The organism is Modestobacter sp. VKM Ac-2982 (assembly GCF_026967935.1).
GTDB lineage: Bacteria > Actinomycetota > Actinomycetes > Mycobacteriales > Geodermatophilaceae > Modestobacter.
Genome location: NZ_JAPVBL010000006.1, coordinates 247,407 through 274,334, shown reverse-complemented (window position 1 = coordinate 274,334; position 26,928 = coordinate 247,407). Strand labels below are relative to the sequence as shown.

General features: G+C 73.6%; 26 protein-coding genes. 11 read left to right on the top strand and 15 right to left on the bottom strand.

Annotated features, from left to right (window positions below; translation table 11 throughout):
• Position 1 precedes the first annotated feature (1 nt).
• Together O2W20_RS20910 and O2W20_RS20905 are read right to left on the bottom strand one after the other, a co-directional pair.
• Complete coding sequence (locus O2W20_RS20910; RefSeq protein WP_269173552.1) at positions 2-322, bottom strand: EthD family reductase; 321 nt, start codon at positions 320-322, stop codon at positions 2-4.
• An 82-nt stretch (positions 323-404) separates the two neighbouring features.
• The gene (locus O2W20_RS20905; protein WP_269173551.1) at positions 405-1,448 is read right to left on the bottom strand and encodes a glutathione S-transferase family protein; all 1,044 of its coding nucleotides are present in this window, start codon (positions 1,446-1,448) and stop codon (positions 405-407) included.
• A 100-nt stretch (positions 1,449-1,548) separates the two neighbouring features.
• Between O2W20_RS20905 and O2W20_RS20900 the strand changes: the two genes are divergently transcribed.
• Together O2W20_RS20900 and O2W20_RS20895 are read left to right on the top strand one after the other, a co-directional pair.
• Entirely contained in the window at positions 1,549-1,776 is a 228-nt protein-coding gene (locus O2W20_RS20900; RefSeq protein WP_269173550.1) for a hypothetical protein, read from the top strand.
• Positions 1,777-2,016: 240 nt separating this feature from the next.
• A complete protein-coding gene (locus O2W20_RS20895) occupies positions 2,017-4,671 on the top strand; it encodes an ExeM/NucH family extracellular endonuclease (RefSeq protein ID WP_269173549.1) in 2,655 nt (884 codons plus the stop codon).
• Positions 4,672-4,753: 82 nt separating this feature from the next.
• Here the strand turns inward: O2W20_RS20895 and O2W20_RS20890 are convergent, their stop codons facing one another.
• The 5 genes from O2W20_RS20890 to O2W20_RS20870 form a co-directional block, all read right to left on the bottom strand.
• On the bottom strand, positions 4,754-5,611 hold the full coding sequence (locus O2W20_RS20890; protein WP_269173548.1) for a formate/nitrite transporter family protein: 858 nt from the start codon (positions 5,609-5,611) through the stop codon (positions 4,754-4,756).
• 110 nt (positions 5,612-5,721) lie between these two features.
• Positions 5,722-6,309, bottom strand: a complete 588-nt coding sequence (locus tag O2W20_RS20885) for a helix-turn-helix domain-containing protein (protein ID WP_269173547.1) — start codon at positions 6,307-6,309, stop codon at positions 5,722-5,724.
• 85 nt (positions 6,310-6,394) lie between these two features.
• On the bottom strand, positions 6,395-7,018 hold the full coding sequence (locus O2W20_RS20880) for a hypothetical protein (RefSeq protein WP_269173546.1): 624 nt from the start codon (positions 7,016-7,018) through the stop codon (positions 6,395-6,397).
• Positions 7,019-7,266: 248 nt separating this feature from the next.
• Positions 7,267-8,808: a protein kinase domain-containing protein gene (locus O2W20_RS20875; RefSeq protein ID WP_269173545.1), complete on the bottom strand. Its 1,542-nt coding sequence runs from the start codon at positions 8,806-8,808 to the stop codon at positions 7,267-7,269.
• Between the two features lie 95 nt (positions 8,809-8,903).
• Positions 8,904-10,484, bottom strand: a complete 1,581-nt coding sequence (locus O2W20_RS20870) for a protein kinase domain-containing protein (RefSeq protein WP_269173544.1) — start codon at positions 10,482-10,484, stop codon at positions 8,904-8,906.
• A gap of 288 nt (positions 10,485-10,772) precedes the next feature.
• Between O2W20_RS20870 and O2W20_RS20865 the strand changes: the two genes are divergently transcribed.
• The 3 genes from O2W20_RS20865 to O2W20_RS20855 all read left to right on the top strand — a co-directional run bounded on the left by O2W20_RS20865 (position 10,773) and on the right by O2W20_RS20855 (position 12,553).
• Positions 10,773-11,039 carry an IclR family transcriptional regulator domain-containing protein gene (locus O2W20_RS20865; RefSeq protein ID WP_269173543.1) on the top strand — a complete coding sequence of 89 codons (267 nt, stop codon included), beginning with the start codon at positions 10,773-10,775 and terminating at the stop codon, positions 11,037-11,039.
• Positions 11,040-11,231: 192 nt separating this feature from the next.
• Positions 11,232-11,432, top strand: coding sequence for a hypothetical protein (locus O2W20_RS20860; RefSeq protein WP_269173542.1), 201 nt, complete (start codon positions 11,232-11,234; stop codon positions 11,430-11,432).
• Positions 11,429-12,553 (top strand): aromatic ring-hydroxylating oxygenase subunit alpha, encoded by a 1,125-nt coding sequence (locus tag O2W20_RS20855; RefSeq protein ID WP_269173541.1) that lies wholly within the window; start codon positions 11,429-11,431, stop codon positions 12,551-12,553. The genes O2W20_RS20860 and O2W20_RS20855 overlap by 4 nt, the downstream gene beginning before the upstream one ends.
• Positions 12,554-12,622: 69 nt before the next feature.
• On the opposite strand, the gene O2W20_RS20850 is transcribed toward O2W20_RS20855, so the two are convergent.
• The 4 genes from O2W20_RS20850 to O2W20_RS20835 all read right to left on the bottom strand — a co-directional run bounded on the left by O2W20_RS20850 (position 12,623) and on the right by O2W20_RS20835 (position 16,249).
• Positions 12,623-13,375 carry an Hpt domain-containing response regulator gene (locus O2W20_RS20850; RefSeq protein WP_269173540.1) on the bottom strand — a complete coding sequence of 251 codons (753 nt, stop codon included), beginning with the start codon at positions 13,373-13,375 and terminating at the stop codon, positions 12,623-12,625.
• Positions 13,376-13,535: 160 nt separating this feature from the next.
• Positions 13,536-14,327, bottom strand: a complete 792-nt coding sequence (locus O2W20_RS20845; protein ID WP_269173539.1) for an ABC transporter ATP-binding protein — start codon at positions 14,325-14,327, stop codon at positions 13,536-13,538.
• A 9-nt stretch (positions 14,328-14,336) separates the two neighbouring features.
• Positions 14,337-15,212, bottom strand: coding sequence for an ABC transporter permease (locus O2W20_RS20840; protein ID WP_269173538.1), 876 nt, complete (start codon positions 15,210-15,212; stop codon positions 14,337-14,339).
• Positions 15,213-15,277: 65 nt separating this feature from the next.
• Positions 15,278-16,249: an ABC transporter substrate-binding protein gene (locus O2W20_RS20835; protein WP_269173537.1), complete on the bottom strand. Its 972-nt coding sequence runs from the start codon at positions 16,247-16,249 to the stop codon at positions 15,278-15,280.
• Positions 16,250-16,492: 243 nt separating this feature from the next.
• On the opposite strand from O2W20_RS20835, the gene O2W20_RS20830 reads away from it, so the two are divergent.
• From O2W20_RS20830 to O2W20_RS20815, 4 genes are all read left to right on the top strand, one after another.
• The gene (locus O2W20_RS20830) at positions 16,493-18,022 is read left to right on the top strand and encodes a DUF4407 domain-containing protein (RefSeq protein WP_269173536.1); all 1,530 of its coding nucleotides are present in this window, start codon (positions 16,493-16,495) and stop codon (positions 18,020-18,022) included.
• A gap of 141 nt (positions 18,023-18,163) precedes the next feature.
• A complete protein-coding gene (locus O2W20_RS20825; protein WP_269173535.1) occupies positions 18,164-18,763 on the top strand; it encodes a sigma-70 family RNA polymerase sigma factor in 600 nt (199 codons plus the stop codon).
• A gap of 23 nt (positions 18,764-18,786) precedes the next feature.
• A complete protein-coding gene (locus O2W20_RS20820) occupies positions 18,787-19,800 on the top strand; it encodes an LLM class flavin-dependent oxidoreductase (RefSeq protein ID WP_269173534.1) in 1,014 nt (337 codons plus the stop codon).
• A 103-nt stretch (positions 19,801-19,903) separates the two neighbouring features.
• A complete protein-coding gene (locus O2W20_RS20815; protein WP_269173533.1) occupies positions 19,904-21,640 on the top strand; it encodes a putative bifunctional diguanylate cyclase/phosphodiesterase in 1,737 nt (578 codons plus the stop codon).
• 2 nt (positions 21,641-21,642) lie between these two features.
• Here O2W20_RS20815 and O2W20_RS20810 read toward each other — a convergent pair whose 3' ends face one another.
• Positions 21,643-21,837 carry a hypothetical protein gene (locus O2W20_RS20810; protein ID WP_269173532.1) on the bottom strand — a complete coding sequence of 65 codons (195 nt, stop codon included), beginning with the start codon at positions 21,835-21,837 and terminating at the stop codon, positions 21,643-21,645.
• 101 nt (positions 21,838-21,938) lie between these two features.
• Here O2W20_RS20810 and O2W20_RS20805 point away from each other — a divergent pair, with 101 nt between their 5' ends.
• Entirely contained in the window at positions 21,939-22,472 is a 534-nt protein-coding gene (locus O2W20_RS20805) for an NUDIX hydrolase family protein (RefSeq protein WP_269173531.1), read from the top strand.
• Positions 22,473-22,533: 61 nt separating this feature from the next.
• Here O2W20_RS20805 and O2W20_RS20800 read toward each other — a convergent pair whose 3' ends face one another.
• From O2W20_RS20800 to O2W20_RS20790, 3 genes are all read right to left on the bottom strand, one after another.
• On the bottom strand, positions 22,534-23,307 hold the full coding sequence (locus tag O2W20_RS20800; protein WP_269173530.1) for a thioesterase family protein: 774 nt from the start codon (positions 23,305-23,307) through the stop codon (positions 22,534-22,536).
• A gap of 23 nt (positions 23,308-23,330) precedes the next feature.
• A complete protein-coding gene (locus tag O2W20_RS20795) occupies positions 23,331-24,233 on the bottom strand; it encodes an intradiol ring-cleavage dioxygenase (RefSeq protein ID WP_269173529.1) in 903 nt (300 codons plus the stop codon).
• A 115-nt stretch (positions 24,234-24,348) separates the two neighbouring features.
• Positions 24,349-25,605, bottom strand: coding sequence for an MFS transporter (locus O2W20_RS20790; RefSeq protein WP_269173528.1), 1,257 nt, complete (start codon positions 25,603-25,605; stop codon positions 24,349-24,351).
• Positions 25,606-25,907: 302 nt separating this feature from the next.
• Between O2W20_RS20790 and O2W20_RS20785 the strand changes: the two genes are divergently transcribed.
• Positions 25,908-26,900 carry a GGDEF domain-containing protein gene (locus O2W20_RS20785; RefSeq protein ID WP_269185529.1) on the top strand — a complete coding sequence of 331 codons (993 nt, stop codon included), beginning with the start codon at positions 25,908-25,910 and terminating at the stop codon, positions 26,898-26,900.
• Positions 26,901-26,928 lie beyond the last annotated feature (28 nt).

Below are 26,928 nucleotides of genomic sequence, written 5' to 3'. Positions count from 1 at the left end.
GTCAGCCGGCCGGACTGAGGTCGTCCAGGTCGAAGCTCGACATGGACGCACCGCCGGTGGCGAAGGTGGCCACGTCGGCGCCGGCGGCCCGGCCGGCCTCCGAGCCCATGCCCGCGCCCATCGCGTCGGCGGACTCGAAGTCCAGTTCGGCGATCAGGTAGGGGCCCAGGGTGGTGGGGTCCATCGACCGGGGGTGTCCGGTGGTGAACCGCAGCAGGCCGGGGATGGCCTGCGCCAGGCCGACGTGCACGTCCCGGTAGTGCCGGTCGAACTCCGCCGGGTCGGCCGGCTGGCCGTACTGGACGATCAGTCTGTGCACCACTGCGCCACCTCTCCTCGGTCCGCGGGCTCCGCTGCCCGGGATGCCGTGGTCAGCCAACCAGGGGTCCCGGGCCGCGGCTCGCTCAGCGGTGGCCGATGCCGCCCGGGCCGTGCTCGGGTGGGATGACCTCACCGTCGACCGGCGGGCCGGGCGGGGTGCCGTCGCCGAAGGGGCTGCCACCCATCTCCTCGCGACCGTGCGGGGTCAGCCAGACCGACGTGTCCGGGCCCATCGGGATGATCTGGGTCGGGTTGATGTCGGCGTGCACCACGTAGTAGTGCTCCTTGATCTGCGGGAAGTCGGTGGTGTCACCGAAGCCCGGGGTCTGGAACAGGTCGCGCGCGTAGCCCCACAGCGCCGGCAGCTCGGTCAGCTTGTTGCGGTTGGCCTTGAAGTGGCCGTGGTAGACCGCGTCGAACCGGGCCAGCGTGGTGAACAGCCGGACGTCGGCCTCGGTGATTGTGTCGCCCATCAGGAACCGGCGGGTCGTCAGCCGCTCCTCCAGCCAGTCCATCGCCGTCCACAGCCGCTCGTAGGCCTTGTCGTAGGCGCTCTGCGACCCGGCGAAGCCGCAGCGGTAGACGCCGTTGTTCACCTCGGTGAAGATCCGCTCGATCACCTCGTCCATCTCCGCCCGCAGGTGCTCGGGGTAGAGATCCGGGGCGCCGTCGCGGTGGAACGCGGCCCACTCGGACGAGAAGTCCAACGTCATCTGCTTGAAGTCGTTGGTCACCACTGCGCCGGTGGGGATGTCGACCATCGCCGGGACGGTGATGCCGCGCGGGTACTCCGGGTCGCGGGCGAAGAACGCCTCCTGCAGCCGCTCGTACCCCAGCACCGGGTCGCGGCCGCCGGGGTCGAGGTCGAAGGTCCAGCTGCGCTCGTCGTGCGTGGGCCCGCAGATCCCCATGGAGATGGCCTGCTCCAGGCCGAGCAGCCGCCGGACGATCGCCGCGCGGTTGGCCCACGGGCAGGCCCGGGCGATGACCAGCCGGTACCGGCCGGCCTCCACCGGCCACCGGCTGTCGCCGTCGGCGGTGATCCGGTCGGTGATGTAGTTCTGGTCCCGCTGGTAGTCCTGGCCGGGTTCGACGTAGCCGCTGCCGCTCTGCTTCTTGGTGCTCACCTCTCCAGCCTCCTCGACCGGACGCTCCACCGCAGGGTGTGGCGCGCGGTGCCGGACGATCCACCGTCGCCGGGCACCCGGGCCGGGCTAGCCTCTGGGCATGGCCGCCCCCTTCCGCCCGCCCTGGTTCGGCAACCGGGGAGTGCAGCTGCTGGCGGGTGTGGCGGTGGCCTACAACCTGGTCGCGCTGGTGCTGCGGCTGGTGGACGGCGAGTGGGGCGAGGCCTTCCTGAGCTTCGCGTGGACCGTCGTGTTCGGTTACGTGCTGGTGGAGTCCCTGCGCTTCCGCAAGCAGCAGGACGCCGGTCAGGACACCGCGGCCGACTGACGGGCGCCCGGACGACGCCGGCTCGGTCCTCTGGCCGGTGCCTGCTCCGCCCCCTGCTCGGTGCCGGCCCCGCTCCGCTGGCCGGTGCCGGCCACGGCGACGCGTCCGAGGACTCGCCGGGATGACGTCCATGACCTTTGGCGTGTCACGAAATGGTCACTTAACGTCAGCGAGTCGTCCACATCCACCGCTCAGGGTGTGCACGGTCCCACCCCGCGTCGTCCTTCGAGAGGACCGTTCGTGCCCCTCCCCACTGGTACCGCCCGCACCGCTGCGCGACGCGCTGCCCTCGGCGCTGCGACGGCATCCGCTGCCGTGCTCGCCGCCGTCGCCGTCCCGGCGGTCGCGGTCGCCGCGCCGCCCACCACGCCCTTCGTCTCCGAGATCCACTACGACAACACCGGCGGTGACGTCGACGAGTTCGTCGAGGTCCAGCTCCCGGCGGGCACCAGTTCGGCCGGGCTCAGCGTCGTCCTCTACAACGGCAGCGGCGGTGCCGCCTACGCCACCCTCGCGCTGCCCGCCGTGACCGCGCCGGCGGATGCACCCGCGGTGGTGACGGTGAACGGCCCGGCCAGCGGCATCCAGAACGGCTCCCCGGACGGGTTGGCGCTGGTCCGCGGCACCGACGTCCTGGAGTTCCTCTCCTACGAGGGGGCGTTCGCCGCGACCGGCGGGCCGGCCGACGGCTCGACCAGCACCGACATCGGGGTCGAGGAGACGGCCAGCACCCCGGTCGGGCAGTCGCTGTCGCGCAGCTACGACGCCGCCACCGACGCGCTCGTCTGGTCCGGCCCGGCCGCGGCCACCAAGGGAGCGGTGAACTCCGCAGCCCCCGGCCCGGTGGACCCGCCGCCGGCCGCGGGCGAGGTCTGCGACACCCCGGTCACCCACGAGATCGGTGCGGTCCAGGGCACGGGCGCGACCACCCCGCTGGACGGTGCCACGGTCACCGTGGAGGGCGTCGTCGTCGGCGACGTCCCCGGCCTGTCCGGCTTCTACCTGCAGGACGCCGACGGTGACGGCGACGCCGCCACCTCCGACGGCGTCTTCGTCTTCTCGTCGGTCGAGGTGGGCCTCGGCGACACCGTCGCGGTGACCGGATCGGCCCAGGAGTACTTCGGGCAGACCCAGATCCGGGGCGAGGGGAACGTCGGCATCTGCGCCGACGCGACCATCGCCGACCTCCCGGCGGCGACACCGCTGGACCTGCCGGCCGACGACGCCGCGCGTGAGCGGGTCGAGGGCATGCTGGTCGCCCCGGTCGACACCCTGACCGTCAGCGAGGTGTACGACCTCACCAGCTACGGCGAGCTGACCCTGTCCGAGGGCGGTCTGCTGGTGCAGCCGACCGAGCTGGCCCGGCCCGGTGTCGCTGCCGAGGAGATCGCGGCGGACAACGCGCTGCGCAGCATCGTCCTCGACGACGCGGTCAGCAGCCGGATCAGCGTCACCACGGCCCCGTACCTGTCGCCGACGACCCCGGTTCGGGTCGGCGACACGCTGACCGTCACCGAGCCGCTGGTGCTCGGCTACGGGTTCGACGCCTGGCGCCTGCAGCCGGCCGACGGCACCGCGGACGGCGTCTTCGCCCCGCAGGACACCCGGCCGGCCACGCCGGGCGAGGTGGGCGGCGACGTCCAGCTGGGCGCGTTCAACGTGCTCAACTACTTCCTCACCCAGGGCGGCGTCGGCCGTGGTGCCACCAGCGACGCGGAGTTCGAGGAGCAGGCCGGCAAGATCGTGCCGGCGATCAACGCCCTCGGCGCCGACGTGGTGACCCTGATGGAGATCGAGGACACCGACTCCACCGGCCTGACCCCGGGCGACGCCGACACCGCGCTGGCCGACCTGGTCACCCGGCTCAACGCCGACGCCGGCTCGGCCAAGTGGGCGTTCGTGCCGTTCCCCGAGGAGCTGTACGCGGTCGACCGGGACGTGATCCGGAACGCGATCATCTACCAGCCCGCCGTCGTCACCCCGGTCGGTGACTCGATCGGCCTGGTCGACGAGACCGTCTGGTCGAACGCCCGCGAGCCGATCGCCCAGACGTTCACCGCGGACGGCGACGCCTTCACCGTGGTCGCCAACCACTTCAAGTCCAAGGGCGGCACCGGCACCGGGGACAACCTGGACGCCGGGCAGGGGTCGTTCAACGGCGACCGGGTGCGTCAGGCGGAGTCGCTGGCGGTCTTCGCCGAGCAGCTGGCGGCGCAGACCGGCGACCCGGACGTGGTCCTGATGGGCGACTTCAACGCCTACACCCAGGAGGACCCGATCGAGGCCCTTCGCGAGGAGGGCTACGTCGACCTGGGCGAGCGGTTCGACGCGGGCCGGTACAGCTACGTGTTCGACGCGCTGTCCGGCTCGCTGGACCACGCGCTGGCCACGGCGGAGCTCACCGCGAAGGTGACCGACGTCGTGCACTGGAACATCAACTCGGTGGAGTCCTTCGCCTACCAGTACTCCGGTGACCCGGCGCTGTACGCGGCTGACCCGTACCGCTCCAGCGACCACGACCCGCTGCTGCTCGGCATCGACCTCCAGGAGCCCGTCGTCGAGCCGGAGCCGCTGCTCTGCCAGGGCCTGGAGCCCACGCTCGTCGGCACCGAGGGCGACGACGTGCTGCGCGGCGGGAACGGCGTCGACGTGATCATGGGGCTCGGCGGCAACGACACCGTCACCGGTGGCAACGGCGCCGACGTCATCTGTGGCGGCGACGGGGACGACGTGCTCCGCGGCGGCAACGGTGACGACGTCCTGCTGGGCGGCGCCGGGGACGACGAGCTGCGCGGGGACAACGGCAGCGACACGCTGATCGGCGGCCCGGGCACCGACCTCCTCGACCAGGGGCGGGGCAAGGGCTCCGAGGAGCAGGACGGCGCGGGGTCCTGACGGAGGGGTGATCGGCTCCTGGACCGAGCAACGGCGGCGTCCCACCGAGGTGGGGCGCCGCCGTCGTCGTTCGTGGAGGGGGTCAGCCGCGTTCCGCCGGCGGGGCGGACGCCTCGGACTCCTCGGGCTCGTCCGCGGGCTCGTCCTTCAGGAACAGGTACCAGTAGGACGTCGACACGAAGACCACCGCGCCGACCAGGTTGCCGGCGCCGGCCAGCAGCCAGTTGAGTGCTGCGTCGTCCCAGCCCAGGTCCGGGACACCGGCGAAGATCGCCGCCGGCAGGAAGAACATGTTGGCGATCACGTGGTCGAAGCCCATCGCCACGAACGCCATGATCGGGAAGAAGATCGCCAGGATCTTGCCCGAGACGGTCGTCGCCGCCAGGGACATCCAGACCGCGAGGCAGACCAGCCAGTTGCAGCCGACCGCGCGGAGGAACGTCTGCCAGGCCGTCTCGCCCAGCGCCTTGCCCTCGGAGATCGAGGCGAGCCGCTCGTAGGTGAGCCCGCCGGTGCCGGTGGCGCTGGAGTCCCCGATCACCCCGGTCTGCACGGCGAGGAAGAAGGCCACGAACACGGCGCCGACCAGGTTGCCGAGCAGCACCAGGGACAGGTTCTTGGCGACGTCGCCGACGTTGATCTTGCCGCGCATGGCGCCCAGTGGGACCAGTGCCATGTTGCCGGTGGCCAGGTCGGAGCCGGCGACGAGCACGAGCACCAGGCCGAGGGTGAAGGTGGCGCCGGTGAACAGCGTCGGCAGCGTCCCCCAGGTCTCCGGGTCCAGGCCGGAGGAGACGACGATGGCGACGAGGCCGCCGAAGGCGATGTAGGCGCCGGCCAGGAAGGCGCTGACCAGGACCTTGTCCCAGGTGCGGCGGGTCTTCTTCGCCCCGGTCGCGGCGGCGACCTGGGCGATCTCCTTGGGTGCGCGTGCGGGCAAGGCGTACCTCCAGGGTGAACGGGACGGCCCGTGATCTCAGGCCCGGGGGCACCAGCCTCCCGAACACCGCGCCGTCCCGCTCGGTGAGCGGCGAGTCCGGCAGTGTCCTGCTAGTCGCTCCCGCGCGGACGGGCCCGCACGTGCATCCGCTCGCCCTGTGGACCGAACAGGGCCAGCAGCTCCACCGGGGCCGGGCCGGGGTTGGTCAGTGCGTGCGGCACGTGCGTGTCGAACTCGACGACCTCGCCCGGGGTGAGCTCCAGTCGCTGGTCACCGAGGAAGAGCACGAACCGGCCGTTGAGCACGTACAGCCACTCGTAGCCCTCGTGCGTCTTGAGCTCCACGCCGCCGGTGGGGTGACCCGGCGGCATGATCATCTTGTAGGCCTGCATCCCGCCGGGCCGGCGGGTGAGCGGCAGCATGGTCATGCCGTTGCGCTCGACCGGGCGCGGCTGAACCCGGGGGTCGCGCGAGGGCGGTTCATCGAGCAGCTGGTCCAGTGGGACCTGCAGGGCGCGGGTGAGCGGGAGCAGCAGCTCCAGCGTCGCCCGCCGCTGCCCGGACTCCAGTCGGGACAGGGTGCTGACCGAGATCCCGGTGGTCTCCGACAGCTGGGTGAGCGTGGTGTCCCGCTGCTGGCGCAGCGCGCGCAGCCGCGGCCCCACGGCCTGGACCACCGCATCGACGTCGTCGCTCATGCCGCACATTTTGCTGGTGTGGCAAGGTCATTTGTCAAGCAGTACCGAGCGGGAGCTCAGCCCCGGTGCTGGGCGACGCCGCTGGTCACGCCATCTCCGGCACCCGCAGGTGCGCCACCGCCAGGTCGAACTCGGCGACCTCGGTGACCTGCACCCGGGTCGCTGCGACGAACTCCCGGCGCATCGCTGACCCCATCTCCCGGGACCGTTCCAGCGCGTCGCGGTCGGCGTAGGTGACGGCCGCGGCGGCGCGGCCGCTGTCCCGGTCGACGAGCAGGCTGGTGCTGCAGAACCCGGGGAGCTCCGTCATCCACGGGATCAGGCTCATCCGGAAGGCGTCGACCATGCCGTCCAGGCCCGCCGGGTCCGACTTCGCCCAGACGACGCGGGTGCAGGCCCCGTCGCCGGTGGGGTGTTCCCGGTGCAGGACGGCGATCTCCCACTCGGCGACCTCCATGGACCCCGCCCGCATGACCCCGGCGGCGTGGTCGCGGAGCTCGCCGACGGCGACCGCGCTGGCGCGCATGGCCTCGTCGGTGGCCCAGGCGGCGGTGACGATGCAGCGGCCAGCGGCCCGGTCGGCCAGCATCGACATGCCCACGCAACCGCTCATCCCGCGCAGCATCGGCCAGACCGCATCGCGGACGTAGTCGATCCCGTCGTCGACGGCCTGCGGGTCACCGCGCACCGTGGTGGTCCTGGCGTGCATCTCCGTGCTCCTCCCTGGCGAGCGCCCGGGCGGCACCGCCGCGAGGCCCAGGGTCCTCCCGCGCCGTCCCGGTCGCTGGGGCCGCGCGCCATCGGCGCCACGACCCGGCGCGTGCGAACCCTCCGCACCCCGCCCGGCACGCCCCGCTGCTGAGGCGCGGGCGGGTCTCGTGGGACTGCTCGAGGTCGCCCGCGACGGTCGGGCACGTCCGGTCCGGCCGGGCACCACACACGCGTCGGGCCGGGCGGTCAGTCGTCCCGGTCCCGGCGGCGTTCCCGCCAACGCTCGACGGCCTCCTCGATGTCCTCCTCGTCCAGCTGGGCGTCCTCGGTCGGCGCGGGCTCGGCCGCCGGGGTGGGCGCGGGTGCCGGGGCGGGTGCCGGCTCGGGCGCGGGCGGCGGGGGTGGCGGCGGCGGCGGGGCGACCGCGTGGGTGAGGGTCACCGCGGCCCCCGGCAGCACCTGGCCGACCGGGTCCAGCGCGATCACCGAGCCGTCGGAGACGTCGCCGGTCTGCAGCGGCCGCAGCGTCGGGACGAGACCCCGCTCGACCAGCTCGGCCTGCACCTCGGTCACCGGTCGACCCACGTAGTCCACCGTCGACAGCGAGACGAGCTGGACCACCGGTTCGCTCGGGGGCGTCGGTTCGGCGGCGGGGGCCGGCTGGGCGGCAGGAGGCGGGTCCGCACGGTCGGTGGCGAGCTGGAGCAGACCGAAGGTGCCCCCCATCGCGACCAGGAAGGCGAGCAGGGTGGCGACCAGGAACGGCCAGCGTCGGCGGCGCTCGGGCTCGTCGCCGAGGTCGTCCTCGTCCTCCGCCGGGGGGAGTGCGTAGCCCTGGGTCGCCGGGAAGGGCGGCGGTGGCGTCGGGATGCGCACGACAGGGAGCTCCGCGGTCCGGATGGCGGGCATCACCGCGGTCCGTGGCTCGGCGTCCGGCCCGCCGACCGGCCGGCCGGCCAGGACGTCGTCGATGGCGGCGCGGAGGGCGGCGCCGTCGGCGAACCGTTCGGTGGGGTCCTTGGCGATGGCCCGGTCGATCAGCGCGCGCACCGGCGCCGGGACGTCGTCGGGCAGTGGCGGCGGCACCTCCCGGATCCGCCGGAGCGCGACCTCCACCGCGTCCCCGCCGTCGAAGCCGCGCTGCCCGGCCAGGCACTCGTAGCCCACCAGCCCGAGGGCGTAGACGTCGCTGGCCGGGGTGGCGCGCGTGCCGGCGGCCTGCTCGGGGGAGAGGTAGTGGGCCGTGCCGACGACCTCGCCGGTGACGGTCAGCGGCACGCTGGTGGCGGAGACCGCCACCCCGAAGTCGGTGAGCTTGACCCCGCCGTCGTCGGCGAGCAGGACGTTGCCCGGCTTCACGTCCCGGTGGACGACGTCGGCGGCGTGCGCGGCGGCCAGCCCGGCGGCGCACTGCCGGAGCACCTGCAGCGTGCGGTCCGGGGACAGTCGCCGCTCACGGCGCAGCAACGTCGCCAGCGACTCGCCGCGGACCAGCTCCATCACCAGGTAGGCCAGGTGCTCGCCGCGGGGAGAGGCGTCGGGCAGCACCTCGCCGTAGTCGAAGAGCGTGGCGATGTGCGGGTGCACCAGGCCGGCGGAGTGCTGCGCCTCGGCGCGGAACCGGGCGAGGAAGGTGGCGTTGGCGGTGTACTCGCTGCGCAGCACCTTGACCGCTACGTCCCGGCCGAGCACGGTGTCGCGGGCCTGCCAGACCTGGCCCATGCCGCCGGAGGCGATCAGCGTCTGCAACTCGTAGCGCCCGCCGAGGAGTCGACCGTTCGGGTGCACCGGCACATCCTCCCCGTTCGCCCGCTGCGATGTGGGACTCCTGGGGCGGGAGTTCGCACTCCGCAGAACTGGGCGCTGCAGCGGTGGTCCACGGCTCAGCCGTTGCCGCGACCCTGCCCGCTGACGTCGTCGTCGTCGCCGCCGTTGCCGTTCCCGTTGCCCTGGTTCCCCTGGTCGCCGTTCCCGCCACCCTCGGTGCCGTTCCCGCCGCCCTCGTCCGGCTCGTCCTCGTCGGCCTCGTCCTCGTCGCCGTCGGTCGGCGTCGAAGTCGCGGTGAGGGTCGGTGTGGGCGGGGCGGTGGCGTAGGTGACCGTGACGAGGGTGCCCTCGGCCAGCTCGCCGTCCGGGGCGACGGCGAGGACCGCGCCCTCGTCGTCGTCGGCCGTCTCCCGCGGGACGGCGTTGACCGACAGGCCGAGGCCGATCAGGTCCGCCTCGACGTCGCCGATCCGCCGGCCCAGGTAGTCGTCGGCGTCCACCTCGACCAGCACCGCGCTGGGGATGGTGGTCTCCTCGGTGGTGGGCGTGGGTGAGGAGGTCGGCTCGGCGCTCGTCGTCGGTGTCGTGGTGGAGGTGTCCGTCCCGTCGTCGCCGAGGAGCTGGAACCCGGCGACGGCGACGGCGGCCGCGATGAGGACACCGAGCAGCGGCAGCAGCAGTCGGCGGCGCCTGCCCTCCCGCTCTCGTTCGGGACCGAGCCCGGCGGCGCCGGCACCGGCGGCGCCCACACCCGCGGCCGTCGCGGCCCCGCCGACGGCGGGCATGACCCGGGTGCTGGGCGACGGTGCTGCGTCACCGGCCGCAGGGAGCACGGTCGTCCGGTCGGCCAGCTGCAGCGGGCGACCGGCGCGTACGTCCTCGATCGCTGCGCCGAAGGCGGCGGCGTCGGGGAAGCGCCGGGCCGGGTCCTTGACCATCGCCGCGGCAACGAGCTGGCGCACCGGCGCGGGGACGTCGTCCGGCAGGGGGGCTGCGTCGTCCCGGATCTGCATGAGCGCGACCTGCACCGAGCTCTCGGCGTCGAACGCGTGGTGGCCGGCCAGGCACTCGTAGCCGACGATGCCGAGGGCGTAGACGTCGCTGGCCGCGGTCGCCCGCTCGCCCTGGGCCTGCTCGGGGGAGAGGTAGTGCGGGGTGCCGATGACCTGGCCGGTCTGGGTGAGCGGCACGGTGGAGCCGGAGACGGCGACCCCGAAGTCGGTGATCTTGACGGTCCCGTCGGCGCCGATGAGCACGTTGCCGGGCTTGATGTCGCGGTGGACGACGCCGGTGGCGTGCGCGGCGGCCAGGCCGGCTGCGCTCTGCCGCAGCACGTCCAGGGTCCGTTCGGGGCTGAGTCGGCCATCGCGGCGCAACAGCGTCGACAGCGACTCGCCGCGCACCAGCTCCATCACCAGGTAGGCGAGGTGCTCGTCGCGCGGGCCGGCGGGTGGGATCTCGCCGTAGTCGAACAGGGTGGCGATGTTCGGGTGCACCAGGCGGGCGGCGAGCTGGGCCTCGGCCCGGAAGCGGGCCAGGAACGTCGGGTCTCCGGTGTACTCGCTGCGCAGCACCTTCACCGCGACGTCCCGCTCGAGGACCGTGTCGCGGGCCTGCCAGACCTGCCCCATGCCGCCGGTGGCGATCAGCGAGGTGAGCTCGTAGCGCCCGCCCAGGAGCTGACCGTCCGGGTGCATGGGTCTCCCTCGCTGGTGCGCTGCCCGGGGGGTCCGGACGCCCCATCCCACCAAGTCGGGCCTGCGGTCGCGACCCCGGGCACCCGATCAGGGGAGCCGGAGGCGCGACCTCGGCCCCACGAGGACGGGGCGATGGCCGGTCCGACGGCGGGGTCGGGGTGACGCCGCCCCCAGCGTTGCATGGTGCGCAACGAGTCGGCCGGCGGACGCCGCTGCACGCCACCTCCAGCGGCAAGGTGCTGCTCGCCTTCGGCCGGCCGGGGCTGGCCAACGGTCCTCGCCCGGCCGATGGACCGGTTCACCGAGGCGACGATCTCCGACGCCGAGGCCCACGCCGCCGCGCTGGCCGAGGTGCAGCAGCGGGGCTGGGCGGCCACCGAGGGAGAGCTGGAAGCCGGGCTCGCCGTCGCTGCGCCGGTCTGTGGTGCCGACGGGCGACTCGTGGCGGCGCTCAGCGTCTCCGGCCCGGCCTACCGGTTGCCGCCCGAACGGTTCGCCGCGGTCGCCGAGCGGGTTCGGGGCGCGGCCGCCCAGATCGCCCCCCGGCTCGGCTGACGGGCGGCCGGGGGGTCGCGCGTTCCATTCGTGTGCACGCTGGAAAGCCGCCCGTTTCTGCGGTGTGAACATCACGGCAGACGCGCCGATGACACGCAGGAACGCCATTGACGACGCCCCCGACCGAGCCAACGCTGTTGCGCACACCGCCAGCGGTTGCACAGCAGGCAACACGGTCGAGAGGACCCGCCCATGGGCGTCGGATCTCAGCGCGCTCCCCGGACGCCTCCGTGGGTCGTCGTCATCGGGGCCGGCATCGTCGGCTGCTCGCTGGCCGAGGAGCTCACGCCGGTGGTCGGCGAGGTCCTCGCCGACCTCGCCACCTCGGGTGCGACGGCGCACCCGATCTCCCTGTTCGACCCCCGCCGTCCCGCCCTGGAGGCCATCCGATGACGATGCTCGAGCAGTCCACCGGCAGCAGCCTGATCTCGACGCTGGGCGGGCGCTGGTACACCGACCCTGCGGTGTTCGCCCGGGAGCAGGAGCGGGTGTTCGAGGCGATGTGGTGCTGCGCCGTCCGCAGTGACGAGCTGCCCACCCCCGGGAGCTTCCGCCGGGTGCAGGTGGGCCGGGAGAGCGTGCTGGTCGTGCGCGGCCGGGACGGCGCGCTGCGGGCGTTCCTCAACGTCTGTCGCCACCGGGGTGCGCAGCTGTGCACCGAGGAGGCAGGGCAGGTGGGGACGACGCTGCGCTGCCCGTACCACGCCTGGTCCTTCGGGCTGGACGGTGCGCTGGTCGCCGCCCCCAACCTGGCCCGGATGCCCGACGTCGACCGGGTCGCCAACGGGCTGGTGCCGGTGCACCTGCAGGAGTGGCTGGGCTACGCATGGGTGTGCCTGGCCGACGACCCGCCGTCCTTCGCCGAGGACGTGCGCGGCGCCGTCACCGAGCGGCTCGGTGACCCGGCCGCGATCGAGGGCTACGACGTCGCTGGGCTGCGGCTGGGCCGGCGGATCCGCTACGACGTCGCGGCCAACTGGAAGCTCATCGTCGAGAACTTCATGGAGTGCTACCACTGCGCGACGATCCACCCCGAGCTCACCGACGTGCTGCCGGAGTTCGCCCGCGGCTACGCCGCGCAGAGCTTCGTCGGGCACGGGGCGGAGTTCGCCGCCGGGGCCGAGGGGTTCACCGTCGACGGCAGCGCCGGGTTCGCCGCGCTGCCCGGCATCGACGTCGAGCAGGACCGGCGCTACTACGCCGCCACGATCAAGCCGACGGTCTTCCTGAACCTGGTGCCCGACCACGTCATCCTGCTGCGGATGATCCCGATGGCCGTCGACCGGACCACGGTCGAGTGCGACTGGCTCTATGCGCCCCAGGTGGTCGAGTCGGGCCAGGACGTCTCCCGGTCGGTGGAGCTGTTCCACCGGGTGAACCTGCAGGACTTCGACGCCTGCGAGCGCACCCAGCCGGGGATGGCCTCCCGGGCGTACGCGGCCGGCGGGGTGCTGGTGCCGGCCGAGCACCACCTGGGCACGTTCCACGACTGGGTCCGGCAGCGCCTCGCCTGAGCTGCCGACGTCGCGACCTCGGCCCTTCAGGGCCCGAGATCGCGACGTCGGCCCTCGGGACCTTGCCTCTCAGGCGGCGGGGGTGAGCGGTTCGGCCAGCTCGGCGGCCAGTTCGGTGAAGACCCGGCAGGTGACCTCCAGCTCGCGGCGCAGCGCGCCGATCACCGGGCCCGGGGTGGGGAGCTGCCCGGTGCGGGCGGCCTCCTCCAGGGTGGCGCAGAGCTCGGCCAGCGGGCCGGCGCCGAGGGTCGCGGCGCTGCCGCGCAGCTTGTGGGCGGTCTCCTCGACGGCGACGGCGTCCCCGGCGTGCAGGGCGTCCTCGACGGACGCCAGCCCGTCGGGTGCCGTGTCGACGAAGGTACCGAGCAACGTGGCGTGCAGCTGGCGCTCGGCCTCGTCGTCGAGGTCCCAGAGGTCCTCGACGTGGTCGCGCACGGCTTCGTCGCGGGCGGCGGCGGTGTCCACCAGGGCGGTCTCGATCGCTGCGGTGAGGGCGGTCATCGACACCGGCTTGGCGAGGTAGGCGGCGTTCAGCGCGGCCCCGGCTGCGACGTCCCCGGGCAGCGCCCGGCCGCTGAGGAAGATCAGCGGCAGGTCGGCCCACATCGGGTCCTTACGCAGGGCCGAGGCCAGGGACAGCCCGCTGCCGCCGGGCATGAACATGTCGGTGATGACGACGTCGGGGGTGAAGACGTGCTCGAGCAGGGCCCGGGCCTCGTCCATCGAACCGGCGCCGCGGACGCGGTGGCCGGCCAGGTGCAGACGTGACTCCAGCATCAGACGAGTGACGTCCTCGTCCTCCACCACCAGCACCTTGGCCACGTGTGTCTTCCCTCTGTTCGCCGATCCGGCAGCGCGGGTGCACTGCTCGTGCGAGTGAGATCGGCCGCCCACCGCCGGTACCGCAGTCCTGCCCGGAGACCTCACCCCAACGGGGCGGGCCGCCGCAGGGCCGAAGTCACGACTTTGGCCCCTGCGCTCCTCAGACGGCGGCGGGCACCGTGTGCACGAGCTCGGCGATCTCGCGCTTGACCGCGTTGAAGGCCGGGCTGGTGACGTCGCGGTCGGTCAGGTCGACCGGGACGATCCGGCGGATGGAGCCGGGCACGCCGTGCGAGGCGCCGCCGGTCATCACCACGACCCGGTCGGCGAGGTAGACCGCCTCCTCGATCGAGTGGGTCACGAAGACCACCGTCGTCCGGGTGTCGACGTGGATCCGCTTGAGCTCGGCCTGCAGGTCGGCGCGGGTGAGCGCGTCCAGCGCGCCGAACGGCTCGTCCATCAGCAGCAGCGACGGGTCGTTGGCCAGCACCCGGGCGATCGCCACCCGCTGCTGCATGCCGCCGGACAGCTGCGCGGGGTACTTCGCGGCGAACCGGGTCAGCCCGACGGCGGCGATGAACCGGTCGGTGACCGCGGCGACCTCGGCCTTCGGCAGCTTCTTGCGGGAGGGGCCGTAGGCGACGTTCTCCCGCACCGACAGCCAGGGGAACAGGCCGTAGTCCTGGAAGACGACACCGCGGTCGGGGCCGGGGCCGGTGACCGGCGTCCCGCCGACCTCGACGACGCCGCCGCTGGGCCGCTCGAAGCCGGCCAGGATGCGCAGCAGCGTGCTCTTGCCGCAGCCGCTGGCGCCGACCACGGCGACGAACTCACCGGAGGCGATGGTCAGGTCGACGTCGGCCATGGCGGCGACACCACCGGCGTAGACCTTGCTGAGCCCGGCGATGCGGACGTCGGCCATGCGGCCGGCGGTGAGGTGTTCGGTGTCCATCGTCGGCTCCTACTTGATCAGCGGGCGGTCGCGGAACAGGACGCGGAAGAAGAGCGTCAGCAACCGGTCGGAGAGGAAGCCGGCGACGGCGATGCAGATCATCCCGACGACGATCTGGTCGGTCTGCACCACGTCGCGGGCCAGGAAGATCGTCGAACCCAGACCGGTCGGGACGCCGGTGGTCTCGCTGAGCACCAGGATCACCCAGGCCAGGCCCAGGCCGACCCGCATGCCGTTGACGATCGCGGGCGCGGCGGCCGGCAGCACCACCCGCAGCAGCGTGCCGACGCCGGAGGTGCCCAGCATCCGGGCGGCCTCCAGCAGCCGTTCGGGCACCTGGCGGGCGCCGCTGATGGTGCCCAGCACGATCGGGAAGAAGGCGGACAGCGTGATCAGGAAGATCGAGGCCTGGTCGCCGTAGCCGATGAGCAGCGCGACCAGCGGCACCCAGGCGGTCGCCGGGATCGGCCGGAACAGGTTGATCATCGGGTCGAACAGCGAGTTGGCGGTGCTGAACCGGCCCATCAGCACGCCGAGCGGCACGGCGATCAGCGTGGCCAGGGCGAAGCCGGAGACGACGCGCAGCGCGCTGGCCGGCAGGTCCTCCCACAGCAGGCTGCTGAACGCGTCGTCCCGGGTGCCGGCGACGTAGTTGACCAGCCCCGCGGCGACGTCGGCGGGGTAGGGCAGGAAGCCCATCCGGATGCCCAGCGGCAGCTCCCACTCCTGCGCCCGGCCCAGGTGCCAGAGCACCAGGAACAGGATCGGGACGGGGAGGCCGAGCAGCACGGCGCGCAGCCGCCCGCGGCCTCGCCGGCGGGGAGTGTCGGGGACCGTGGGGGCGGCGGCCGCGACGGGGACGGTCGCGACGTCGGTGGTGGTCATGGGGGTCCTCTCCTCCCGCAGGGCGGGAGGGGCGCCGACGCGGGTGCGCCGGCGCCCCGGGGGGCTCAGGCGGACGGGGCGAAGGAGGTGTCGATGAGGTCGGCGGCGGTCGGGGCGGTGTCGATGACCCCGAGTCCGACCATCGCCTCGGCCAGCGCCTCGACCTGGGTCTGGTACTCCTCGCTCAGGTCGGCGCGCAGCCAGAAGTTGTCCAGTGCCGACTCGAAGACGCCCTGGTCGCCACCGAACTCGGCGACCATCTCCGGCAGCCACTCGTCGACGTTGTCGGCCATGTACTCGGTGGTCTCCGCGTGGGTGTCGACGACCTGCTGGACCAGTTCCGGGTCCTCGGCGATCAGCGCACCGGTGGTGGTGAGGCCGAGGTTCACCCGGCCGATCGGGGTGGCGTAGGGGTCGGTGAGCTCGGTCGCGCCGGCGGCCGTGGCGAGCGAGACGGCGATCTCGGTGCCGAAGAAGGCGTCGATCGAGCCGCTGCCCAGGGCGGAGGCCATCTCCGGCGGCGGGACGGCGATCAGCTCCACGCTGCTCGGGTCGATGCCGTTCTCCTCCAGGATCAGCCGCATCGCGATCTCCGGGGCGCTGCCCTGGATGTAGCCGACCGTCTTCCCGGTCAGGTCGGCCACGGTCTCGATGCCCTCGCCGCCGATGAAGCCGAAGCCGCCGTCGGCCGCGGACGCGACCAGGGTGATGTCCCGGTCCTGCGCGACCGAGGCGACCGTCGCCACGACACCGGTGATCGCGAAGTCGACGGCGCCGGAGATGACGGCGTCGGTCAGCGACGGGGCCGTGTCCAGGACGACGACCTCGAACTCCACCCCCTCGGGCGCGTACTCGTCGTAGAGGAACGGGGCGTAGAAGTGCGGCTGGCCGCGCAGGGTCCCGATCGTGACGGTCTCGGTGCCCCCGTCGCCGCTGCCGCTGGCCTCGGCGGAGTCGGACGAACAGGCAGCCAGTGCCATGACGGTGGTGGCTGCGACGGTGCCGGCGATCGCGCGCCGGACGAGCTGGGGGCTCAATGGGTCTCCTTCGAGGCCGACGTGTCCGGCCGCCGAACGGGGGGCGGCGGGCGGACGAAGAGCGCGCTGTGCGTTCTCGAGGGAGACCTCACCTTCCGCGTGTGCGCCAGCGGTGTCTGAGACGTGACGGTGCCGTTACGTGGTGTCCCGGCGGTCGGAGATGTCTCACAGTCGCTGGCCGGTACCGGCCCGGTCGTGGGCGACCGATACCTCCTGTGGTCGTTCTGCGAGAGGAATCCACGGATGAGGTCCCGCCCCCGTTCTGCCGGCGATCGGTTGGCCGTGCTGGCCGGCGCCCGGCTCGATCTGCTCCGGGTCGCCCCCGGCGCGCGCGCCAAGTACGTCGCCCTCGGTGGCGTGCTGGTCAGCACCGGTGCACTGGCCGCGCTGTCGATGGCGTTCGCCGTGCACATGGCGCTGGGCGCCTGGTGGGCGGTCGCCGTCCTGATCGGCCTGGGCTGGGGGCTGGTGATCCTCAACCTGGACCGGATGCTGCTGGTCGGGATGGGTCACGACCCGTCCTGGCGGCGCAACCTCGGGCTGGCCCTGCCGCGGCTGGCGCTGGCCGTCGTCCTCGGCACGGTCATCTCGACGCCGCTGACGCTGCAGGTGTTCAGCAAGGAGGTCGACGCCACGATCGTGACGCTGCAGGCGGAGGCGGCCGAGCAGTTCACCGACGAGCTGGACGCCGACGCCCGCTACGCGCAGATCCCGATGCTCACCCAGTCGATCGCCGAGGACCAGGCCGTCGTCGCCAGCGGCGGCGCCACCGACCCGAACGCCGACCCGCGGGTGGCGGCGGCGGAGGCCGAGCGGGACAGCAAGAAGGCCGTGTACGACGCGGCGACGGGCCGGTTCGACGAGCTGCAGGCCAAGGCGCAGTGCGAGCTCGACGGCACCTGCGGCTCCGGTGACGAGGGCCAGGGCGCGGCGTACTTCGCCGCTGCGGCGGCGGCCGGGCAGCAGGCAGCGGTGCGGGAGACGGCGAAGGCCGAGCTCGACGCCGCCGAGGCCGCGCTGCAGCAGACCCGCACCACCGCCGAGGAGGACGCCGTCGGTGCCGCCGCCCGCAGCGTGGCGCTGGCCAAGGCCGCGCTGGTGACCGACCAGGCCGAGCTGAGCCGGCTGACCGGGGCGCGGCTGGCCGAGCAGGCGGCGTTCGAGGCGGAGAACAGCCAGAGCGACGGCATCCTGGCCCGGCTGGAGGCGATCGACCGGCTGTCGGAGGAGCGGCCGATGGCGCACCTGGCCCACGTGATGCTGTTCCTGCTCTTCCTCAGTGTGGAGATCCTGCCGGTGCTGATGAAGACGCTGATGAACTTCGCCCCGCCGACGGCCTACGACCGGCTGCTGAAGGTGCGCGACGACGAGGAGGTCGAGGCCGAGGAGATCCGCCGCGACGGCCGGCAGCGTGCCCAGCAGGCCCGGGCCGACCTGATCGTGGCCGCCGAGACCGACCGGATGGCGCGGGAGATCCTGGACCGCGAGCTCGCCGCCCGCGAGGAGGCCGCGCGGGCGGCCGAGCGCAAGGCCCGCCGGAAGGAGGCCCGCTCGCTGCGCGGCCTGGCCCGGCGGATCGCCGGTCGCCGTCCCGCCGTGGCGGAGCCGGCGCTCATCGAGCCGACGCTGGAGACGATCGAGCCGATGCTGGACACCGGCGAGCTCGAGGCGATGATGGCCGCGCCGTCCGGCGTCAGCCTCTACGGGACGTCGTCGGTGCCCGCCCCCCGGCCGGCCGCCGAGCTGCTGCAGCCCCTGACCGAGGACCGCTGACCCGTCAGCACTGCTCGACCTGACCGCCGATCCGGGCTCTCGCCCCGGGTCGGCGGTCTGCGTCTCCGTGCAGCTCAGAGGCCCACCCCTTCGGGTGAACCCTGTTTGAACAATCAAGTTGTGCGCTATTGATCAGAGGTGATGAACAGCGTCGTTCCACCACCGGGCCGCACCGCGCCGGCCTCCATCGCCGAGCTCCTGGACGAGCACACCGCACCGGCGCTGGCGCTGGCCCGGCGGATCCTGGTCGACGAGCGGCTCGCCGAGGACGTCGTCCAGGAGGCGTTCGTGGCCTACTGGCGCGACCCGGCCGCCTACGACCGGGCGCGCGGCTCGTTCCGCTCCTGGTTCCTGGCGCTGGTGCACCACAAGGCGGTGGACGTCGTCCGGCACGAGGCCTCGCAGCAGCGCCGGGCCGACGCCGTGGCGGAACGGTTCCGGGAGGCCTCCTCGCTCGACGTCGCCGAGCTGGTCGCCGGGCGGATGGCCGATGCGTGGGTGCGCACGGCTCTGGCAGAGCTGCCCGCCGCGCAGCGGGAGGCGCTGGTGCTGGCCTACTGGGGCGGGTACACGCAGCGGGAGATCGCCCAGCGCACCGGTGCGCCGCTGGGCACCGTGAAGACCCGGATGATGGTGGGCATGCGGCGGCTGCAGAACGGGCTGACCGCCGTCGTCCCGGGGCTGGCCGTCCGGCCCGGCACCCCGCCGGTCGCCACCGCACTGCCGGCGACCGAGGCCTGAGCCCGGTCTGGTCTGATCGCGGCATGCCATCGTCCGGGGTGCCGCTGGAGAAGCTGGGTTTCCTGACCATCGGCCTGTTCGACGAGGCCGATCCGCGCGGCGGGCACGAGTCGACGCTGCGGGTGATCGAGCTGGGGGAGCAGCTCGGCTTCGACAGCGCGTGGTTGCGCAACCGGCACCTGCAGTACGGCATCTCCTCCCCGGTCGCGGTGCTGGCGGCGGCCACCCAGCGCACGTCCCGGATCGAGCTGGGCACGGCGGTGATCCCGCTGGCGTGGGAGAACCCGCTCCGGCTGGCCGAGGACCTCGCCACGGTCGACGTGCTCAGCGGTGGCCGGCTGAACCCGGGCTTCTCCGTCGGCCCACCGATGCACTGGGACCACGTGAAGGCCGCGCTGTACCCCGACACCGCCGACGTCGAGGACTTCTCCTACGAGCGGGTGGCCCGGCTGCTGCGCTTCGTCGAGGGCGCGCCCGCGTCGACGTTCGCCGGCCGGGAGGGCGTGGTGGAGGAGTGGTCGGACCACGTGCAGCCGCACTCCCGGGGCCTGCGGTCCCGGCTCTGGTACGGCGGTGCGTCGCTGAGGTCGGCGGTCTGGGCCGGTGAGAACGGGCTGCACTTCCTGAGCTCATCGGTGGTGAAGGCAGAGGCCAGCGAGGACTTCGCCACCGAGCAGGCCGCCCAGCTGCGGGCCTTCAAGGCCGCCAACCCGGCTGGGCGGGCGTCCCAGGGGCTGGTGGTCATCCCGACCGACTCGGCGTCGGCGGAGCAGCGGGAGAGGTACGCCGCCTACGTCGAGGCCCGGCTGCCGCGGACGGCGACCCCGCAGGGCCCGGCCCGGCTGATGTTCGCCGCCGACCTGGTCGGGACGTCGGAGCAGATCGCCGAGCAGCTCTACGCCCACGCCGGGTTCCGCGAGGTGACCGAGGTGGTCTTCGCGCTGCCGTTCAGCTTCGAGCACGCCGACCACGAACAGATCCTGAGCGACATCGCGCAGCACCTCGGCCCGGCGCTGGGCTGGTCGCCGACCGCCTGACCGTCGCCTCTCACTCGCGGGAGGGGAATCGGGGGCTTCCCGGGCGTGATTCGCTGAAGTTCCGGAACCCGGCGTTCGATCACCTTGCATGCGGATCGGTCGGATGGCGCCTGAGCTGGCCACCCCCCGCGTGGTCGCCCGGACCGCCGGGCTGCTGACCGCGGTCGGCGGGCTGGCGGCGGTCGCCCTGGTGCTGGGCACCCCGGGCGGACTGGCCGTCTACGACCCCGCCGTCCTCACCCTCGCACCGGTCACCACGGTGCTGGGCCTGGCGGTCATGCGCTGGGGCAGCCGCGTGCCGATGGCCTCCTACCGCTGGCTGCTGGCCGTGGGCTCCGTCGGCATCGGGGTGTTCGCGCTGGCCTCGCCGTCGGCGACCGGGGCGGTGGCCGTGCTCGCGCTGATGGCGTTCGCGTCGATGAACGCCTTCCTCTTCTTCCCGCTGGTGTGGGCCGTCGGCTTCCTGGGTGAGCTGCTGGTCATCGGCACGGTCGTCGTCGTGCTGCGCGGTGACGTGCCGGCCGGTGCCGCCGCCGTCCTCGGCCTGCTCGTGCTCGGCTCGGCCGGGGCGATCGCCGTCCTGGCCCGCCGGGCCGCCAGCGCGCACGAGGACGCGCTGACCGGGCTGGTGAACCGGCGGGGTTTCGACGAGGCCCTCGAGGTCGCCGTGCGCGGGGCGCTGCGGAGCGGGGAGCCGCTGTCGGCGGCGCTGTTCGACCTGGACCACTTCAAGGCGGTCAACGACTCGCGCGGGCACGCCGCCGGCGACGAGCTGCTGCGGACGGTGGCGGCCACCTGGCTCCCGATGCTGCCGCCGGGCGCCGTCCTCGCCCGGCACGGTGGCGACGAGTTCTCGCTCCTGCTCCCCGGGCTGGAGGGCGAGGCGGCACTGGTCGTCGCGGAGCGGCTGCGGGCCGCACTGCCGCGGATCGGCACGTCCGTCGGGGTGGCGGGCATGGAGCCGGAGGACTCACCGGCCGCGCTGATGCGGCGGGCGGACTCGGCGCTGTACCGGGTCAAGTCGCTGGGCCGCGGGCGCAGCGAGCTGGACGCCGGCGGCCGGAGCCCGCTGGGTCGCGACCTGGCGGCCGCTCTGGCCGACCCCGCCTCCGGCGCGCTGCACGTGCACTTCCAGCCGATCGTGACCCTGCCGGACGGCGAGGTGGCGGGCGTCGAGGCGCTGGTGCGCTGGGACCACGCCGAGCGGGGGCCGGTGACGCCGGCGGAGTTCATCCCGGTCGCCGAGCGGGAGGGGCTGATCGGGGAGCTGGGTGCGGTCGTCTGGGCGGCGGCGTGCCGCGACGCGCGGGCACTGTGCGCGGCGACCGGCCGCCGGCTGTTCCTGACGGTCAACGTGTCCGGTCTGGAGCTGGACGACGAGGAGTTCCCGGCCCGGGTGCTCGCGACGCTGGCCGAGACCGGCTGGCCGGCCGAGCAGACGGTGGTGGAGGTGACGGAGAGCCTGGTCGAGGCGGAGTCGACCCGCTCGGTGCGTGCGCTGCACGTGCTCCGGGAGCACGGGCTCCAGGTGGCCATCGACGACTTCGGCACCGGGTACTCGTCGCTGTCCCGGCTGGACACGCTGCCGACCGAGTTCCTCAAGCTGGACAACTCGTTCGTCTCGACGATCACCACGTCCAGCCGGCGGGGCCGGCTGCTGCGCAGCGTGATGGCGTTGGCCGATGCGCTGGAGCTGGTGCTGATCGCCGAGGGTGTGGAGACCGCCGCGCAGGCCCGGACCCTCACCGAGCTGGGCTGCCCGCTGGCGCAGGGCTGGCTGTTCGGCCGGCCGCAGCCGGTGGCGGAGCTGATCGCGGCGCTCCGGCCGGTCGCAGCCTGACCTCAGCCGACGGGCTCGGCGACCTCGTGGTCAGCGTGCGGGACGTCCGGGGTGGCCGGGTGCTGGCAGGTCGGGCACGGCTCGGTGGTCAGCGTGCCCTCCTCGGTCAGCCGCTTGCGGAGCCGGCGCATCGAGGTCTCGCCGCCGGTCAGGTCGGCGAGCCAGCTGTTGAGCGCGTCGTCGGATCGGGTGCTCATGCAACCGGTTCTCGGCAGTCCGTGCCTCGCCCGTGACCGTGCGACGCGCCACGGGAGCCCGCCGCACCGCGACCGGACCCGCATCGGTTAGACAGTGACCCATGACCGAGGCGACGACGAGGAACGACGCTGGCTGGCTCTCCGGTGAGGAGATGGACGCCGCGCGCGAGCGGCTGCCCATCCTCTACGTCGATGCGGTGCCGGTGCGGGTCGACGACCAGGGCGTGGTCATCGCGGTCGGTCTGCTGCTGCGGGCCGGCAGCGACGGGCTGGTGAAGCGGGCGCTGGTGTCGGGCCGGGTGCTCTACCACGAGCGGGTGCGCGCGGCGCTGCTCCGGCACCTGGAGAAGGACCTCGGCCCGCTGGCGCTGCCCCGGGTGCCGCCCGCACCGCAGCCGTTCACCATCGCCGAGTACTTCCCGACGCCGGGGGTGACGCCGTTCCACGACCCGCGGCAGCACGCGGTGTCGCTGGCCTACGTCGTCCCGGTGGAGGGCGACTGCGCGCCGCAGCAGGACGCGCTGGAACTGACCTGGTTCACCCCGCAGGAGGCCCGGGAGCCCGCGCTGCTGGCCGAGCTGGCGAACGGGCAGAGCCACCTGCTGCTGCAGGCCCTGGCGCACCTGGGCGTTTGACCGCGTGTTCTCACTTCGCCCGGGAAGTGAGAACAACGGGACACGCTCTCCTCCGATCGGCTCAGCGTTCGCGGACGAGCAGTGGCTGGGAGACCTGGCCGATCTCGCCGGTGGCGTCGGAGAGCGTGCCGAGGCACAGCCCGATGCCGTCGGCGGCAATCGAGCTGCGGGCGGACAGGTGCACCCACTCGCCGTCCGGCTCGCGGGTCAGGTGGGTGGTCATGCCCGGCGGGATGGACAGCCAGGTGCTGATCGGCAGCTCGGCGGAGATGCCGTTCGCGGCATCCGCGGCGACCAGCGTGCGGTCCAGCCCGGTGAGCTCCTGGCCGGCGATGAGCGGGACCAGGACCCGGGTCCAGACGTCGGCGGGGCCTTGCTGGTCGGCTGAGCCAGCGGTGTAGCGCCAGTCGAGGGCCTGCCCGAAGCCCCAGTCGGGGAGGTCGGGCAGCAGCTGCACCGACTCGTCGGGGACGGCGGGTGGCGGGGTCAGCTCGGTGACCGCCGGCGGCGTCGGGCCGGTGGCGATCGACCACACCCGGGCAACGGCGACGGTCCGGCCCTCGACGGTCATCGCCGCCTCGGTGAGGTCGATCCGCCGGCCCGGACGGATGGGGGAGACCTCGACGGTCAGCTCCCGCCGGGGGATGGCGCCGAAGAAGTCGACGCTGATCCGAGCCGCCCGCAAGGGCTCACCCGCGGCGGCGGTCGCGAGGTGCGCCAGCAGCGCGGACGGCGGCCCGCCGTGCTGGGCGCTGGTCTCCCACGGGCTCTCGGTGGCCCGGGTGGGGGAGAAGCGGTTGTCACCGAGCGGCAGGTAGAAGGCCTCGAGGTCCACGCCCGGCAGTCTCGCCGGTCCGGTCAGCCGCGCGGGCCGCGGGCCCCGGCGCTGGGCGTCGTCGTGGTGTCGACACCGACCGGGAGGGAGACGGTCCAGCCGCTGGACAGGTCTCCGCGGGCGGTGGCCAGCTGGCTGGCGCCGCCGTCCTCACCGAAGACGTTGTCGCTGGTCAGGGTGATCTGGGCGAGGGTCCGCACGGAGGCCGAGTAGCCGTCGGTCGCGTAGGCGGCGTCGCAGACGTCCTTCGGCAGTGCCACCTGGGAGGTGGCGAGGGCGGTGGTCGCGTCGGTGATGCTGGCCTGGTCGGGGTAGACCTCGAAGTGGACGTGCGGCCAGCGCCCGGGGTAGCAGGCCGGGACGATGCTGGTGAAGCTGACCGTGCCGGTGGCATCGGCGATCTGCACGCCGCGCAGGTAGTTCTCCTCCGTGACCCCGTCGGAGTACATCGAGTACCTGCCGTCGCGGTCGCAGTGCCACACGTAGACGGCGACGCCGGCGAAAGGCACACCGCCGTTGGTCAGGTCGCGGACGGTCAGTTCCAGGGTCATCGGGACGCCCTCGGCGGTGCCGCTGGCCTCGCCGAAGCTGGACCGGATGTCGCTGCGGACGATGCCGCTCTGCTCCAGCACGTCCGGCCCGTTGGACCCGTCCCCGGGGAAGGGGCCGGCCGTCTCGTCCGGGATCTCGGTCAGCGCGCCGGCCGTCGTCCCGCTCGCCGACGGCGTCGCGCGCGACGTGCCGCTCGTCCCGCCGCAGGCGGCGAGGCCGACGCCGGCCGCGCCGATGCCGAGGACGGCGAGCATCCGCCGGCGGGTGACCAGGGTGCCCAGGTCGAAGCCGAGGCCCTGGTCGACGAGCTCGTCCTCGGGGCGGGGGAGCGGGCGTCCTTCGTAGCTGGGGCTCTGCTGGGGCTGCGCGGGCACGGTGGCTCCTGTCGTTCGACGTCCGGTACGCAGAACCCTCGGCCGTGGTCCGGTGAGCTGGACGTCCGCCCACTGTGGCACCGCTGTGCCTCCGAAGGAGCCCGCCGTCGCTCCGTCAGGCGGGGACCAGCTCCCGCTCCGGCTCCGGCTGGTGGACGACGTCCGGTGTCGAGGTGGCGTGGGCGATCCCGGCGGCGACCACGATCGCGGCGGCGACGGCGGGCAGGACGAGCGCGGTGTCGGCGCCGAGCTGGTCGACGACGACACCGGTGACGGCGGAGGAGAGCGCCTGCCCGACGACGACGGCGGACCCGAGCAGCGTCATGGTGGTCGCCGAGCGGCCGAGCGGGCTGAACTTGGCGGCGAGGCTGTACTGGCTGACCAGGGTCGGCCCGATGCCGCAGCCGAGGACGGCGAGGGCCACGATCAGCGTCAGCTCCGACCGGGCGGCTGCGTAGAGGATCGCGGCGGCGAGCATCAGCGACCCGAAGACCAGCCACCGGGCCCGCAGGCTGAACCGCTCGGGGAACGCCGCCGACCCCAGGGCAAGGCCGGCCGATCCGATGCCCATGACGCCGTAGAGGAGCCCGGCGCGGTCGCCGCTGCTGTCGGCGGCGAGGAAGCCGGTGAGCGAGGTGAGGGTGGCGCCGAAGAAGAGGCCGATGCCGAGCGTGCCGGTCACGACGGTGACCAGCGGGAAGCGGGCGAGTTCCCGGGCGGGGGCCTGTTCGTGGCGGGCGTCCTGCGCGCCGGGGTGCAGCCGCCCGGTGGGGTGCAGCGCGAACCAGGTGACGAAGACGAACGTCAACGCGGAGGCGCCGGCGATGGCCAGCCAGGGGGCGACGGCGGTGGCGAGCAGTCCGACGAGGAAGGGGCCGACGATGAAGACGGTCTCGTCGGCGGCGGACTCGTAGGCCATCGTCCCGTTCAGCACCCGCGCGCGCTGGTTGCGCTGGACCGACCGCTTGATGATGGCGACCAGCCGGGTGCGCGACATCGGCGCGATCTGCGGCGCCGAGGCGCCGATCAGCACCGACATGGCGAGCAGGGCGAGAGCCGGGGTGCTGCTGGCGACGACGAACGGGAAGGCGCCGAGCAGGGTCGCGTTGACCAGCCCGACCGGGACGAGGACCCGGCGCTGGCCGAGCCGGTCGGCGGCCGCGCCGAGCAGTGGCCCGGCGAGGGCGGTGCCGATGCCGGCGGCGGCGGAGTTGAGCCCGCCGAGGGTCACCGAGCCGCGTTCGGCGACGACGAGGGTGAGGACGCCGACCACCATCATCGCGAAGGGGAGCCGCGCGATGAAGGCGAGCGGGAAGTAGGAGAGCCCGGCGTGCCGGATGAGCTCGGTGCGGGGAGCGCGCGTGTGGAACATGACCTCTGCTGCGGGTAGGGCGTGCCGCCTTGCTCACACCGGGGACGCCGGCCGCAGGTTGTTACACACGGATTTCAAAGACTGCACCGACGATAGCCGACGGTCCGGGCTCGTCGTCCTCCCTTGGGGTGGTGACATGCGGTCACGGGGTACACCAACGGGCCGGTGGTACCGATCCCAGGGGCATGTCAGCCGCCGTGACCACGGCCGGGTCCCCAGGTCGGGCGGCCTGGTCGGGTGCGCTGCGGTGGTTGTGCGGTAGCGCCACCGACCAGCGGCGCTACCGGGACATGCACGCGCGCATGCGCAAGGGCCACCTGTTCGGGGTCGCCCTGGGCTCGATGACCCTGCTCTCGTCCATCTGGTACGGGCCGTGGCTGCTCGTCATGTTCGTGATCACCGGGGCCACCATGGCCCTGGGGCTCGCCGTCACCGACCGGGCCCGCCACCCGGAAGTCGCCGGGGCGGCCACCTTCATGCTGCTGCAGATCGCCATGGCCGTGCAGGTGGCGCTCACCGGCGGCCTGGGCAGTCCGCTGCTGACGCTGCTGGTCGTGCCGCTGTTCACCCAGGCCGTGCTGTTCCGACCGCAGGTGCTGTTGACCGCGGTGAGCGGCTGCGGGCTCCTCGCGGTGGCCGCCACGCTGGGCGCCACGCTCCTGCCCCGCACCGAGCCCGCACCGCCCTGGCTGGTCCTGCCCGGCTTCTTCGCCGTGCTGGGCTGCCTGGCCCTCGCCGGGCACTTCCTGGCCACCTCCGACCTGACCGCCCGGGACGGTGCGGTGGTCGATCCGCTCACCGGCCTGTTCAACCGGGCATCGCTGACCGACCGGTTCGCCGACGCGCGGGCGCAGGCGCGGGCGCTGGACCGCGAGCTCGGCCTGGTGGTGCTCGACCTCGACCACTTCAAGGTGGTCAACGACAGCCACGGTCATGCGCGGGGTGACGAGGTGCTGCAGGCCTTCGCCGACCGACTCCGGACGGCGGTGCGCAGCACCGACCTGGTCTACCGGATGGGCGGCGAGGAGTTCCTCGTGCTGCTCCCCGGCCACGACCAGCCGGAAGCGGTGGCCGTGGCCGAGCGGATCCGGGCCTCGGTCGCGGCAGCTCCGCTGGCCGGGCTGTCGGTCACCGTCTCGGCGGGGGTCACCAGTGCGCGGGACGAGGCGCTGTCCCTCCGCGCCATGACGGATGCCGCTGACCGGGCGCTCTACGCGGCCAAGCGGGGCGGCCGGAACTGCACCCGGGCGATGGCCGTGCGGCTCCCCGACGCCGCGGCGGGCGCGCCCGCTTGAGCGGACCGGCCCGCCGGGCGATGTGCGA